We start from the raw sequence: 11,870 nt of genomic DNA, 5'->3' as shown, positions 1-11,870 counted from the left end.
CGTTGCCGCTGCCCGCGTCCGGCGCCATGAAACGCGCCGCGCCGACGGGTTCGCCGGCCGGCGCGCCCGACCGGCGCTCAGCGCGTCAGCGTCAGCGCCAGATACCCTGCATAACCCGCACCGTTCGCGAGCAGCGCCCAGATCGCGAGCCCGCGCGTGCGCGCATGGATGCGCAGCCAGGCCGCCGCCGCGAGCGTGACGATCACGCCGGTCAGCACTTCGGGGCGCGGCTCCCACGGCGTCAGCATGATGCCGATCGCGGGCAGCAGCGTGCCCTGGAACACCATCGCGCCGGTGATGTTGCCGAACGCGAGCGTGTCCTTCCCGCGGCGGATCCACAGCACGCTGTTGACCTTCTCCGGCAGTTCCGTCGCGATCGGCACGATGATCAGCGACAGCAGCAGCGCCGACACGCCGAGCGCGTGCGACACGCCTTCCACGCCGTGAATGAAGCCCTTCGCGCCGCCGACCAGCAGCGCGACGCCGATCAGCAGTTGCAGCACGATCGTCGACAGGTTGGTCGGCAGGCCGACGCGCGACAGGAACATCGCGTGCGGCGCCTCGGTGCCGTGCCCGGCGTCGACGAGCCCGGTCGACGCGCGGAACGTCAGCACGACATACATCACGTAGAGGCCGACCAGCATCGCGGCGAGCAATGCGCGCACGGCCCAGTTGTGATGCGGGACGAACATCGCGACGGTCGCCAGCGAGAATGCGGCGAGAAAGGTGTTCATGTCGCGCACGAAGCCCGTGCGTTCGGGCGCGATCGTGCCGCGCAGCCCCCGCGAGCGGATCACGGCGAGCGCCATCAGGAGCGTGGTGAGCGTCGCGAGCATCAGCGGCGCGCCGAGAATCGCGCCGACGCCGATCTCTTCGTTCACGGCCTGGTTCGACGTGCCGCCGGCCAGCGCGAGCAGCGGCACCATCGTTTCGGGCAGCGCGGTGCCGACGGCCGCGAACAGCGAGCCGGTCACGCCTTCGGAAATCTTCAGGCGTTCGCCGAGATGTTCGAGCGCATTGGTGAAGACTTCGGCGGCGACGAGGATGACGATCAGCATGAACGCCAGTTCGACGAACATGAAGGTCATGCGGCACCTCCGCGGGCGGCGGTGGCGTGAGGGAGGCGAGCGGAAAGGAACATGGGGACTCCGTGGTCGGACGCTGACGAACCATGACACATCCGCCGGCGTCCGACCAGGAACGACGCGATGTGCCGATGGTCTCGCCAAGCCGATCAGGCCGAACGCGCCACGGCCGCGGGCCGAGTGTGTTGACGCGTCCGCTTTCCGGTGACGGAAAGCAGGCTACTCCCCAAAGACGAAAAACAGTCTAGCCGAGCGGTTTTCGTTCGACAAGCGTTCGTCTGGAAAAATATACCCCTCTACCCTATGGGGGAAATCTTCCGGAGATATACTCCCCTACCCTATCCGGGAGCCATCGATGAGTCATACCGTTCGCGAGAAACAGAAGCTGCTGAACCGCGTGCGCCGTATCAAGGGGCAGGTCGAAGCGATCGAGCGCGCGCTGGAGGAAGAGCGTGGCTGCAACGACGTGCTGCAACGGATCACGAGCTGCCGCGGCGCGATGAACGGCCTGCTGGCCGTCGTGCTGGAAGACCACATCCGGTCGCATCTCGTCGATGCGGATACGGCCGACGCACACGAGGGCAGCGCGACCGAGCAGCTCATCGACGTCGTGCACAGCTATTTCAAGTAACCGGACCGCGACATGAACGAATTCAACCGCACGTCGGCCGGCGGCGCGCACCGCCACGCGTTTCTGGGCGCAGCACACGCCCGCAACGAGCGGAAGACGTGGATGGTCATCGGCCTGTGCACGGCGATGATGATCGCCGAGATCGTCGGCGGCACGCTGTTCGGCTCGCTCGCGCTGGTCGCCGACGGGCTGCACATGTCGACGCACGCGGGCGCGATGCTGATCGCCGCGCTGGCCTATACCTATGCGCGCCGGCACGCCGACGATCCGCGCTTCGTGTTCGGCACCGGCAAGCTCGGCGACCTGGCCGGCTTCACGAGCGCGATCGTGCTGGCGATGATTGCGGTGCTGATCGGCTATGAGGCGATCGCGCGCTTGCTGGCGCCGGTGCCGATCCACTTCGACGAAGCGATTCCAATCGCCGTGCTGGGGCTTGCCGTGAACCTTGCGAGCGTGTCGCTGCTGAGCGGCGATCACCATCACGGGCATGGTCATCATCATCATGCGCACGACCACGATCATGACCACGGCGACACACACCATGATCACGGTTCGCACTCGGCCGCACATCGCGACCACAACATCCGGTCGGCCTACGTTCATGTGATCGCCGACGCGGCCGTGTCGGTGCTGGCGATCGTCGGCCTGCTGCTCGCGCGCGCGTTCGGCTGGGTCTGGATGGACCCGCTCGCGGGCATCGTCGGTGCGCTGGTGATCGCCAACTGGGCGTACGGGCTGATGCGCGACACGGGCGGGATCCTGCTCGACGTCAACGTCGATCGCAAGCTGACGGACAACGTGCGCCGTGCGATCGAGGCGCTCGGCGACAAGGTCAACGACCTCCATGTGTGGCGCGTGGGCCCCGGGCACATGAGCGCGATCGTGTCGGTCGAATCGGGCGACGCCGCGCGCGACGCGCGTTTCTACCATGCGCTGCTCGCGCGCTTCGACGGCGTGTCGCACGTGACCGTCGAAGTGATGACGCGTGCGAAGGCAGCCTGATCGTGGCCGCGAAATCGCCGTGTATCGACCTGTGCGCGTTCGACGGCCGAACGGGCTTTTGTGTCGGCTGCCTGCGCACGCGCGATGAGGCCCGCGACTGGAAGAAGCTGACCGACCATCGCCGGCACCAGATACTGAACGACCGGTCGCGCCGACAGGCGAAGCTACGGCGCGACGCGGCGCAATAGCAAGCGCGCACGCGCGCCTCGGTCTGCGATCAGGGTCGCGAGCATGCGGTAGCATCACAGGCATTCGGCATCACGATGCCTGAACCGGGAGCGATCCATGCAGACCGACGCATCGACCGGCATTCTTCGGCAGATTCCGCGTAGCGTGTGGGTGCTCGGCTGTGTCAGCCTGCTGATGGACGTGTCGTCCGAAATCATCCACAGCCTGTTGCCGATGTTCCTGATGGCGGGCCTGGGCGCGAGCGCGACGACGATCGGCGTGATCGAAGGGATCGCCGAGGCGACGTCGCCGGTCGTCAAGGTGTTCTCCGGCACGCTGAGCGACTACCTGCGCAATCGGAAATGGCTCGCGGTGGCCGGCTATGCGCTCGGCGCGCTCAGCAAGCCGTTGTTCGCGATCGCGCCGACGATCGGCGTCGTGGTGACCGCGCGGATCGTCGACCGCATCGGCAAGGGGATTCGCGGCGCGCCGCGCGATGCGCTCGTCGCCGACGTCACGCCCGTTCACCTGCGCGGCGCCGCGTACGGGTTGCGCCAGTCGCTCGACACGGTGGGCGCGTTTCTCGGGCCGCTGCTGGCCGTCGTCATCATGCTGGTGTGGCGCGACGATTTCCGCCTCGCGTTCTGGCTGGCCGTGATCCCGGGCGTGCTGGCCGTGGCGCTGCTCGCGTTCGGCATCCAGGAACCGGCTGGTGCGCCGGGCGAGAAGGGCGTGAACCCGATCCGCCGCGCGGTCGTCGCGCAACTCGGCGCCCGCTACTGGTGGGTCGTGGCCGTCGGCGGCGTGTTCGCGCTGGCGCGTTTCAGCGAGGCGTTCCTGGTGCTGCGCGCGATGGGCAGCGGCGTGCCCGTCGCACTCGTGCCGCTCGTGATGGTCGCGATGAACGTCGTGTATGCGTTGTCCGCCTACCCGTTCGGCAAGCTCGCCGATACGACGAGCCACACGAAACTGATGGCGATCGGGCTCGTGCTGCTGATCGCCGCCGACATCGTGCTGGCGCACGGCGCGCACTGGCCGGCCGTGCTCGTCGGCGTCGCGCTGTGGGGGCTCCATATGGGGATGACGCAAGGGCTGCTCGCGACGATGGTCGCGCAGGCCGCGCCGGCCGAATTGAGAGGCACGGCGTTCGGCGTGTTCAACCTGATCAGCGGGATCGTGACGCTCGTCTCGAGCGCCGTCGCGGGCGTGCTGTGGGATCGGGCCGGCGCCGCGGCCACGTTCTACGCGGGGGCCGTATTCAGCGCGGCGACCATCGTGCTGCTCGTGTGCGTTCGCACGTCGTTCGCTGCCGCGCGGGATCGCTAGCGCCGCACGCGGCGGCGCGTCGTTCAATTGTCGGTGTCGCGCGGAAAGTAGAGCGCGAACGTCGTGCGCCCGTCGCGGCTCGCGACTTCCACCTTGCCGCGATGCAGCTCCATGATCGACTTCACGATCGCGAGCCCGAGCCCCGCGTTGCGCGCCGCGCCGTGCCGCGACGAATCGATCCGGTAGAAGCGCTCGAAGATCCGCTCGACCTGTTCGGGCGGAATCGCGACGCCGCGATTCGTGACTTCGACGACCGCGTAACCGCGTTGGGTCGACACGGCCAGCTCGATCGTCGATGCGGCTTCCGCGTGTTCGAGCGCATTCGACGCGAGATTGCTGACCGCGCGCCGGAACAGCGTCGCGTCCGCGACGACCGGCGCTTCGCCATGCACGTCGATGCGTACGCCGGCTTCGTCGGCCAGTGCCTGGAAATACGACGCGAGCCGGCGCAATTCGCTGCCCGCGTCGAGTTCGGCGGCCTTCAGGTGCTGTCGCGCATTGTCGGTGCGCGCGAGAAACAGCATGTTCTCGATCATCCGCTGTAGCCGTTCGCATTCCTCGATGTTCGATTCGATCAGCGCTTCGTATTCGTCGGCCGTGCGTGCGCGCGACAGCGTGATCTGCGATGAGCTGATCACGTTCGCGAGCGGCGTGCGCATGTCGTGCGCGAGATCGGACGAGAATTGCGACAACCGCACGAACGCGCGTTCGAGGCGGTCGAGCATCCGGTTCACCGACGTGGCGAGCTCGCGCAATTCGACCGGACCGCCGCGTGCGTCGAGGCGTGCGTTCAGGTTGTGCGCCTCGATGCGCGACGTCTGCCGGCCGAGGCTTTCGACCGGGCGCAGGCCGCGCGACGCGACCGCGTAGCCGAGCGCGCCGACCAGCAGCGCGCCGACGGCCGCCGCGAGCCAGATGTCGACGCGATAGCTTTCGAGCAGCGACTGCCGATCGGTCGCCGTGCGTGCGAGTGCGACCTGGATCGTTTCGCCGGACGGCAGCGTTTCGCGTGCGGACACGCAGCGCGACGTGCCGATGCCGGGCGGCGCGCAGGTGAATGGGCCATCGGTGCTGCGTGCCCGATGCGATGCGGCGATCACCGACGCGAGCGTGTTGCCGGCTTCGTCGGAATGCTCGACGAGCGGGCGGTTTTGCGCGTCGTAGATGCCGAGATAGACACCCGGATGCGACAGCAGCACGTCGTGGAACACGGCCGGATCGGCGCGCAGCGCGGCCGTTGATCCGCTGGCGCGTGCGAGCTGCAGAAACTGGTTGAGCTTGCCGGAGATTTCGATGTCGTCGCGTCGCGTCAGCTCGGCGGACAGCGATCGGTACAGATACGCGCCGGTCAGCGCGAACACGAGCGCGGCGACCGCGGCGAACGCGAGCGTCAGGCGCCGCAGCAGCGAATACGAAGCGGTGTGCGCGGTCACGAACGATCCTCGAGCACGTAGCCCATCCCGCGGATCGTGTGGATCAGCTTCGTCTCGTACGCGTTGTCGATCTTCGCGCGCAGGCGCTTGATCGCCGCGTCGACGACGTTCGTGTCGCTGTCGAAATTCATGTCCCAGATCTGCGACGTGATGAAGGTGCGCGTCAGCACCTCGCCCTCGCGTTCCGCGAGCAGCTGCAGCAGCGCGAATTCCTGCGCGGTCAGGTCGATGCGGGTATCGGCGCGCCGCACGCGGCGCTTGAGCAGGTCGATTTCGAGATCGGCGACGTGCAGGATGTCGCGCACGTTGCGCGGCGCGCGCCGCAGCAGCGAGCGGATGCGCGCGAGGAATTCGGCATACGCGAACGGCTTGAGCAGGTAATCGTCGGCGCCGAGTTCGAGCCCGGCGACCTTGTCCTCGATCGCGTCGCGGGCCGTGAGCAGCAGCACGGGCGTCTGCTTCTGCGCGCGCAGCCGCCTGAGCACCTCGAAGCCGTCCAGCGCCGGCAGCATCACGTCGAGCACGACGAGATCGAAATCCTCGTGCAGCGCGAGGAACAGCCCGTCCTGGCCGTTTTCCGCGACGTCGACCGTGTAGCTCGCCTCCATCAACCCCTTCCGGAGGTACGACGCCATCTTGGGTTCGTCTTCGACTATCAGTATCCGCATGGTGAGGCAGGCCGTCCGTGATTCCAGCCGGTCAGTGTAACGCCGGAGCATACGGCGCCGCGCGTGCGCGAACGATGATCGGCGGATGACGGAATTGTCATGAAAGCCCGGTCATGTTTCGGCCATGTCGCCGTCACCGCGGCGGCGATAAGCTGCGGCCGTCTTGTCCCTGGCGCGCCGTCGTGCGACGCGCCGGCCCAACGGTCGCTGTCTGCCCCGATTTCGCATCCATGTCGTACTGGCGCACCTTTCTCGTCGTCGTGTTGCTGGCGCTGAGCCTGCCGATCCAGTCGTTCGCGGCTGTTTCGATGCCGTGCGCGGGCGCCGCCGTGCCGCATGAGGACAACGCGCCGCACACGATACCGGCCGCGCAGGACGGCCATCACGATCACGGCGATCGCGCGCGGCATGCGTCGTCATGTGCCGCGTGCGTGTCCTGCTGCATCGGCGCGGGCATGGCGGGCGCACCCGCGGCGCCCGTCATGGCGAGCGTGCGCGTCACGACCGTCGCGCCGCCGCGTTCGGCCGGGGGCGTGTCGTTCCTGACCGGCGGCATCGACCGGCCGCCTCGCCGGATACCCGTCTAGTTCCTGGCCGCGGCCGACCCGCCGCGATCCGCTATTTGCTCCGGCCATCGCATCACGCCACGCCGGACGACTTACGACGAGACATGTTCATGCGATTGATCATTGCGGCGCTATGGGGCGCGGCGGCCCTCGTGCCGTCGCTCGCGCCCGCGCAAACCGCGTTTCCCGATCCGGCGGACGCCGCCGCGTCGGTGCCGGACGTCACCGTGACGTCGGCGTTCGACGGCTATCGGCCGTATCGGGACGACGCAGGCCCGGGCTGGAAGCAATTGAACCGGGACGTGACCGAGCGACCCGCGAAAGGGCGCACGCGCAGCGGCGCGGCCGGCAACGGCGCCGGTCATTCCACGCACGGAGGGGCCACGCGATGACGACGCTCGCGATATCGCGTCGGATCGGCGCGGCCGCGATCGTGCTGGCGCTCCTCGCGGGCTGCACGACATTTTCGAAGGACGGCGGGTTCGACGCCGTGTCGTCCGTCGCAACCGAGCGAATCGGCAAGGACGCGGTGGTGGTGCGGACCGACGCCGACCGCGAAGCCGTCGACCAGCGGACGCAGGAATTGCTTGCAAAACCGCTGTCGATGGACGACGCGGTGCAGGTCGCGCTGCTGAACAACCGCGGGCTGCAGGCGTCGTACGCGGAACTCGGGCTGTCGGAGGCCGACCTCGTGCAAGCCGGCCGGCTGCCGAACCCGCGCTTCGCGTTCAGCCGCACGCGTGCCGGCGACGGCGAGCTGACGCTCGGCCGCACGTTCTCGGCGAACGTGTTCGCGCTGCTGACGATGCCGCTCGCGACGCACATCGAGCGCCGTCGCTTCGAGCAGACCAAGCTCGAAACGGCCGACGCGATGCTGAAGGTCGCGGCCGACGCGCGCCGGGCCTACGTGGAGGCCGTCGCCGCCGAGCAGGCCGCGAACTATGCGCAGCAGGTGCGCGAGGCTGCGAGCGCGGCGGCCGAGCTCGCGCTGCGCATGCGGCAGGCCGGCAACTTCAGCCGGCTCGACTACGCACGCGAACAGGCGTTTCATGCCGACGCGGTCGCGCAGCACGCGAAGGCGCGCCAGCAGGCCGTCGCCGCACGCGAGAAGCTCACGCGCGCGATGGGGCTGTGGGGCGAGCGCACGCGGTACGCGTTGCCCGAACGCTTGCCCGATCTGCCTAAAGCGCGCCCGGACCTGCCGGATCTCGAACGTTTCGCGATGAGCAACCGTCTCGACATCCAGGCCGCGAAGCTGCGGACGCAGGGCGTCGCGTCGTCGCTCGGCCTGAGCAAGGCCACGCGCTTCGTCAACGCGGTTGAGCTCGGCTACGTGAACGACTACGAAACCGGCAAGGGCCACGAGCACGGCTACGAAATCAGCGTCGAGATTCCGCTGTTCGACTGGGGCGGCGCCAAGGTCGCGCGTGCCGAGGCGATCTACATGCAGTCCGCGAACCGGCTCGCGAAAACCGCCATCGATGCGCGCTCCGAAGTGCGCGAATCGTATGCGGCTTACGTCACCCGCTACGACGTCGCCACGCACTATCGCGACGAAGTCGTGCCGCTGCGCAAGACGATCTCCGACGAACTGCTGCTGCGCTACAACGGGATGCTCGCGAGCGTGTTCGAGCTGCTGACCGATGCGCGAGAACAGGTTGGCGCGGTCAACGGCTACATCGATGCGCTGAAGGACTACTGGCTCGCCGAAACCGATCTGCAGATGGCGGTCGGCGGCCGGTTGCCGTCGTCGGGCGCCGCGCCGCGCGCGACGCACTCCGCCGAATCAGCTCCCGAATCCGCTTCGAAAGCCGACGCCGCGCCGCAGCCGGCTTCCATTCCCGCGGCGCCGTCGGCGCCCGCCACGCAACCACATCCGGAAGGTCATTGACATGGTGTCCCGTCGACAATTTCTCAGCGGCTCGGGCGCCGCGCTGCTCGGTGCGGCGATGGTCAGCAAGGCCGGCGCCGCGTCGCTGCCCGAAGCGCCCACGATGGCGAAAGCCGGCACGCAGCCGCCGCTCGTGCCGCCCGACGGCCGCCCGTACACGCCCGTCGCGACGTTGAACGGCTGGTCGCTGCCGTGGCGGATGAAGAACGGCTGGAAGGAATTCCACCTGACGGCCGAGCCCGTCGTGCGCGAGATGGCGCCCGGCATGAACGCGAACCTGTGGGGCTACAACGGCCAGTCGCCGGGTCCGACGATCGAGGCCGTCGAAGGCGACAAGGTCCGCATCTTCGTGACCAACCGGCTGCCCGAGCACACGACGATCCACTGGCACGGGCTGCGGCTGCCGAACGGGATGGACGGCGTCGGCGGCCTGACGCAGCCGCACATTCCGCCCGGCAAGACCTTCGTCTACGAGTTCCGGCTCGAAGCGCACGGCACGTTCATGTATCACCCGCACGCCGACGAGATGGTGCAGATGGCGATGGGGATGATGGGCATGTTCATCGTGCATCCGAAGGCGCGCGGCACGATGCCGGTCGATCGCGATTTCGTGTTCCTGCTCGCCGCGTACGACATCGACCCGGGCAGCTACACGCCGCGCGTGAACGAGATGACCGACTTCAACATGTGGACCTTCAACTCGCGCGTATTCCCGGGCATCGATCCGCTGCCGGTGCGCGCCGGCGACCGCGTGCGGATCCGGTTCGGCAACCTGACGATGACGAACCATCCGATCCACCTGCACGGCTACAGCTTCGAGGTCGCGGGCACCGACGGCGGCTGGATTCCGCCGGCCGCGCGCTGGCCCGAAGTGACGGCCGACGTTGCGGTGGGCCAGATGCGCGCGATCGAGTTCACCGCCGATCGTCCGGGCGACTGGGCGTTCCATTGCCACAAGTCGCATCACACGATGAATGCGATGGGCCACCAGGTGCCGAACCTGATCGGCGTGCCGCAGAAGGATCTCGCGAAGCGCATCGGCAAGCTCGTGCCCGACTACATGGCGATGGGCAGCACGGGCGGCGCGATGGGCGGCATGGAGATGCCGCTGCCCGACAACACGCTGCCGATGATGACCGGCACGGGCCCGTTCGGGCCGCTGGAGATGGGCGGCATGTTCACGGTGCTCAAGGTGCGGCAGGGGCTTGGCCGCAACGACTATCGCGATCCGGGCTGGTTCCGGCATCCGAAGGGCACGGTCGCCTACGAATTCACCGGCGAAGTGCCGGACGGCTGAAGCAGCACGCGGCGGCCGCACCGACGCGGCCGCCGGTTTCCATTCATTCACACGGGAGTCGACACGATGAAGAAAGGACTGGTTTTGATGGCGACGGGGTGCGCGCTGGCATTGTCCGCCGCGTCGTACGCGGCCGGCGACATGGCCGGCATGGACATGAGCGGCGGCGCGAGGCAGGGCGCCGCGGCGGCGCAGCGCATGTCGCACGGCGAGATCCGCAAGGTCGACATGGCCGCCGGCAAGCTGACGATCAAGCATGGCCCGCTGGAGAACCTCGGGATGGACGCGATGACGATGGTGTTCAAGGTCAAGGACCCGGCGATGCTGTCGCAGGTGAAGGCGGGCGATACGATCGACTTCGTCGCCGAGGACGTGAACGGCGCGCTGACCGTCGTCGAACTGAAGAAGCCGTGACGCGGAGCGCGAACATGAACAGCACGATTTCCGGACGGCTCGCCGCGCTCGCCGCGGCTGCCGCCCTCTTCGCGATGACACCGGTCGCGGCTTCGGCCCACGGCAAGCTCGAAGGCGCCGTGCCGGCGGCCGGCAGCACGGTCGACGCGGCGCCCGACACGTTGCGGCTCACGTTCAACGAAGACCTCGAACCGGCGTTCAGCTCGGTGAAGGTGTCCGACGCGAGCGGCAACGCCGTCACGCGGGACAAGGCGAAGATCGATGCGTCGAACCCGCGCGTGATGACCGTCGCGATACCGAAGCTCGCGGCGGGCGCGTACACGGTGCAGTGGGCGGCGATGACGGCCGACGCGCATCGCACGAAGGGCGCTTATACGTTCCGGGTGAAGGGGTGAACGACGGCATCGTCGGCCTGCTGCGGCTCGTGTCAGTGGCGATCCAGAATGCCGGGTTCGCGGTCGTCGTCGGCGCGTTGCTTGGCCGGCACTGGCTCGCGCGCGGCGCATCGGTGTGGCAACACGACGTCGGGCGGCGGCTCGTCGCGACGCTGCGCAGCGCGTCCGTCGTCTCGCTGCTCGCGAGCGTCATCGCGTTCTGGGCGCACTGCGCGCTGATGAGCGAAGTGCCGCTGCTCGACGCGGGGCCGGCGGTTCATTCGATGCTCGCGGGCACCGGGTTCGGCCATGCGTGGCTGGCCGGCACGGCGTTCATGCTCGTCGTCGTGCTGCTGTCGTTCGTCACGCATGCGAACGACACCCGGTTTCCGTTCGCGATGGCGGTCGCGCTCGCCGGTGTCGCGCTCGCGCGCGGCAACGGCGGCCATCCCGTGGATGCGGGCTTGTTCAGCGTGCCGGTGTGGATCGACTGGCTGCATCTGCTGGCGATCAGCGCATGGGTCGGGCTCGTGCTCGTGACGACGTTCGGCGTGATGCCGCAGCTCGTCCGCATGCCGGCGAGCGAACGCACGACGGGTGCATCGTTCGTGCAGTCGTTGTCCGATGCATCCACTTACGCGCTGGTCGTGCTGTTCGCGACCGGTACGTACAACGGCTGGCGCGGCGTCGGTACGCCCGCCAACCTGCTCGCGTCGACGTACGGGCAGATCCTGCTGCTGAAGCTCGCGCTCGTGCTGATTGCCGCGATGCTCGGCGGACACAACCGGTTCTTCGGGATGCCGAAGCTGCTGGCCGCGTTGAAGGACCCGGCCGCCGCGATGCCGGCCGGCGCGTTGAAACGGTTCGGCACGGTGCTGCGCGTCGAGGCGGTCGTGCTCGGCGGCGTGCTGATGGTGGCGGCCGTGCTCGTGTCGAGCGCACTGCCGGGGACGGTCTAGCGCGGCGGTTTTGTCGGCGGAGGATTCGGCGCATCGGCGACGCCCGGCCGTACGAC

Annotated in this window: 14 protein-coding genes and 1 riboswitch; of the genes, 11 read left to right on the top strand and 3 right to left on the bottom strand. The window is 68.3% G+C overall.

The features are described 5' to 3' along the window. Nucleotides 1-77: 77 nt before the first annotated feature. The gene (locus tag A9Z05_RS16415; RefSeq protein WP_069619014.1) at nt 78-1,088 is read right to left on the bottom strand and encodes a sodium:calcium antiporter; all 1,011 of its coding nucleotides are present in this window, start codon (nt 1,086-1,088) and stop codon (nt 78-80) included. 69 nt (nt 1,089-1,157) lie between these two features. Beyond that, nucleotides 1,158-1,325: riboswitch (yybP-ykoY riboswitch) on the bottom strand. 115 nt (nt 1,326-1,440) lie between these two features. Between A9Z05_RS16415 and A9Z05_RS16410 the strand changes: the two genes are divergently transcribed. From A9Z05_RS16410 to A9Z05_RS16395, 4 genes are all read left to right on the top strand, one after another. Continuing rightward, on the top strand, nt 1,441-1,716 hold the full coding sequence (locus A9Z05_RS16410) for a metal/formaldehyde-sensitive transcriptional repressor (protein WP_069619013.1): 276 nt from the start codon (nt 1,441-1,443) through the stop codon (nt 1,714-1,716). A 12-nt stretch (nt 1,717-1,728) separates the two neighbouring features. After that, entirely contained in the window at nt 1,729-2,718 is a 990-nt protein-coding gene (gene dmeF / locus A9Z05_RS16405) for a CDF family Co(II)/Ni(II) efflux transporter DmeF (RefSeq protein WP_069619012.1), read from the top strand. Between the two features lie 2 nt (nt 2,719-2,720). Then, on the top strand, nt 2,721-2,906 hold the full coding sequence (locus A9Z05_RS16400; protein WP_084044291.1) for a DUF1289 domain-containing protein: 186 nt from the start codon (nt 2,721-2,723) through the stop codon (nt 2,904-2,906). A 97-nt stretch (nt 2,907-3,003) separates the two neighbouring features. After that, nucleotides 3,004-4,212 carry an MFS transporter gene (locus tag A9Z05_RS16395; RefSeq protein WP_069619011.1) on the top strand — a complete coding sequence of 403 codons (1,209 nt, stop codon included), beginning with the start codon at nt 3,004-3,006 and terminating at the stop codon, nt 4,210-4,212. Between the two features lie 23 nt (nt 4,213-4,235). Here the strand turns inward: A9Z05_RS16395 and A9Z05_RS16390 are convergent, their stop codons facing one another. Then, nucleotides 4,236-5,645 carry a heavy metal sensor histidine kinase gene (locus tag A9Z05_RS16390; protein ID WP_069619010.1) on the bottom strand — a complete coding sequence of 470 codons (1,410 nt, stop codon included), beginning with the start codon at nt 5,643-5,645 and terminating at the stop codon, nt 4,236-4,238. After that, entirely contained in the window at nt 5,642-6,313 is a 672-nt protein-coding gene (locus tag A9Z05_RS16385) for a heavy metal response regulator transcription factor (RefSeq protein ID WP_069619009.1), read from the bottom strand. Before A9Z05_RS16385 ends, A9Z05_RS16390 begins: the two co-directional genes overlap by 4 nt. A 230-nt stretch (nt 6,314-6,543) precedes the next feature. Between A9Z05_RS16385 and A9Z05_RS16380 the strand changes: the two genes are divergently transcribed. The 7 genes from A9Z05_RS16380 to A9Z05_RS16350 all read left to right on the top strand — a co-directional run bounded on the left by A9Z05_RS16380 (nt 6,544) and on the right by A9Z05_RS16350 (nt 11,814). Then, nucleotides 6,544-6,900 carry a hypothetical protein gene (locus A9Z05_RS16380; RefSeq protein ID WP_069619008.1) on the top strand — a complete coding sequence of 119 codons (357 nt, stop codon included), beginning with the start codon at nt 6,544-6,546 and terminating at the stop codon, nt 6,898-6,900. Between the two features lie 89 nt (nt 6,901-6,989). Then, on the top strand, nt 6,990-7,271 hold the full coding sequence (locus A9Z05_RS16375; protein ID WP_069619076.1) for a hypothetical protein: 282 nt from the start codon (nt 6,990-6,992) through the stop codon (nt 7,269-7,271). Then, nucleotides 7,268-8,770 carry a TolC family protein gene (locus tag A9Z05_RS16370; protein ID WP_069619007.1) on the top strand — a complete coding sequence of 501 codons (1,503 nt, stop codon included), beginning with the start codon at nt 7,268-7,270 and terminating at the stop codon, nt 8,768-8,770. The genes A9Z05_RS16375 and A9Z05_RS16370 overlap by 4 nt, the downstream gene beginning before the upstream one ends. 1 nt (nt 8,771) lies before the next feature. Continuing rightward, nucleotides 8,772-10,067 carry a multicopper oxidase family protein gene (locus A9Z05_RS16365; RefSeq protein ID WP_069619006.1) on the top strand — a complete coding sequence of 432 codons (1,296 nt, stop codon included), beginning with the start codon at nt 8,772-8,774 and terminating at the stop codon, nt 10,065-10,067. 66 nt (nt 10,068-10,133) lie between these two features. Then, nucleotides 10,134-10,481: a copper-binding protein gene (locus tag A9Z05_RS16360; RefSeq protein WP_069619005.1), complete on the top strand. Its 348-nt coding sequence runs from the start codon at nt 10,134-10,136 to the stop codon at nt 10,479-10,481. 14 nt (nt 10,482-10,495) lie between these two features. Then, nucleotides 10,496-10,876 (top strand): copper homeostasis periplasmic binding protein CopC, encoded by a 381-nt coding sequence (copC, locus tag A9Z05_RS16355; RefSeq protein ID WP_069619075.1) that lies wholly within the window; start codon nt 10,496-10,498, stop codon nt 10,874-10,876. Continuing rightward, complete coding sequence (locus tag A9Z05_RS16350) at nt 10,873-11,814, top strand: CopD family protein (protein ID WP_069619004.1); 942 nt, start codon at nt 10,873-10,875, stop codon at nt 11,812-11,814. Before copC ends, A9Z05_RS16350 begins: the two co-directional genes overlap by 4 nt. The last annotated feature ends 56 nt before the right edge of the window (nt 11,815-11,870 follow it).

Source organism: Burkholderia sp. A2, from assembly GCF_001729305.1.
In the GTDB taxonomy this organism is placed as follows: domain Bacteria; phylum Pseudomonadota; class Gammaproteobacteria; order Burkholderiales; family Burkholderiaceae; genus Burkholderia; species Burkholderia sola.
The sequence above is the reverse complement of the archived record's forward strand: the minus strand, read 5'-3'. Positions and strand labels throughout refer to the sequence as shown.

Excerpts from the sequence above, each read along its gene's own strand:
- A9Z05_RS16365 (WP_069619006.1), top strand. The coding sequence starts at position 8,772 with ATGGTGTCCCGTCGACAATTTCTCAGCGGCTCGGGCGCCGCGCTGCTC.
- A9Z05_RS16380 (WP_069619008.1), top strand. The coding sequence starts at position 6,544 with ATGTCGTACTGGCGCACCTTTCTCGTCGTCGTGTTGCTGGCGCTGAGC.
- A9Z05_RS16415 (WP_069619014.1), bottom strand. The coding sequence starts at position 1,088 with ATGACCTTCATGTTCGTCGAACTGGCGTTCATGCTGATCGTCATCCTC.
- dmeF (WP_069619012.1), top strand. The coding sequence starts at position 1,729 with ATGAACGAATTCAACCGCACGTCGGCCGGCGGCGCGCACCGCCACGCG.
- A9Z05_RS16410 (WP_069619013.1), top strand. The coding sequence starts at position 1,441 with ATGAGTCATACCGTTCGCGAGAAACAGAAGCTGCTGAACCGCGTGCGC.
- A9Z05_RS16360 (WP_069619005.1), top strand. The coding sequence starts at position 10,134 with ATGAAGAAAGGACTGGTTTTGATGGCGACGGGGTGCGCGCTGGCATTG.
- A9Z05_RS16370 (WP_069619007.1), top strand. The coding sequence starts at position 7,268 with ATGACGACGCTCGCGATATCGCGTCGGATCGGCGCGGCCGCGATCGTG.
- copC (WP_069619075.1), top strand. The coding sequence starts at position 10,496 with ATGAACAGCACGATTTCCGGACGGCTCGCCGCGCTCGCCGCGGCTGCC.
- A9Z05_RS16395 (WP_069619011.1), top strand. The coding sequence starts at position 3,004 with ATGCAGACCGACGCATCGACCGGCATTCTTCGGCAGATTCCGCGTAGC.
- A9Z05_RS16375 (WP_069619076.1), top strand. The coding sequence starts at position 6,990 with ATGCGATTGATCATTGCGGCGCTATGGGGCGCGGCGGCCCTCGTGCCG.
- A9Z05_RS16385 (WP_069619009.1), bottom strand. The coding sequence starts at position 6,313 with ATGCGGATACTGATAGTCGAAGACGAACCCAAGATGGCGTCGTACCTC.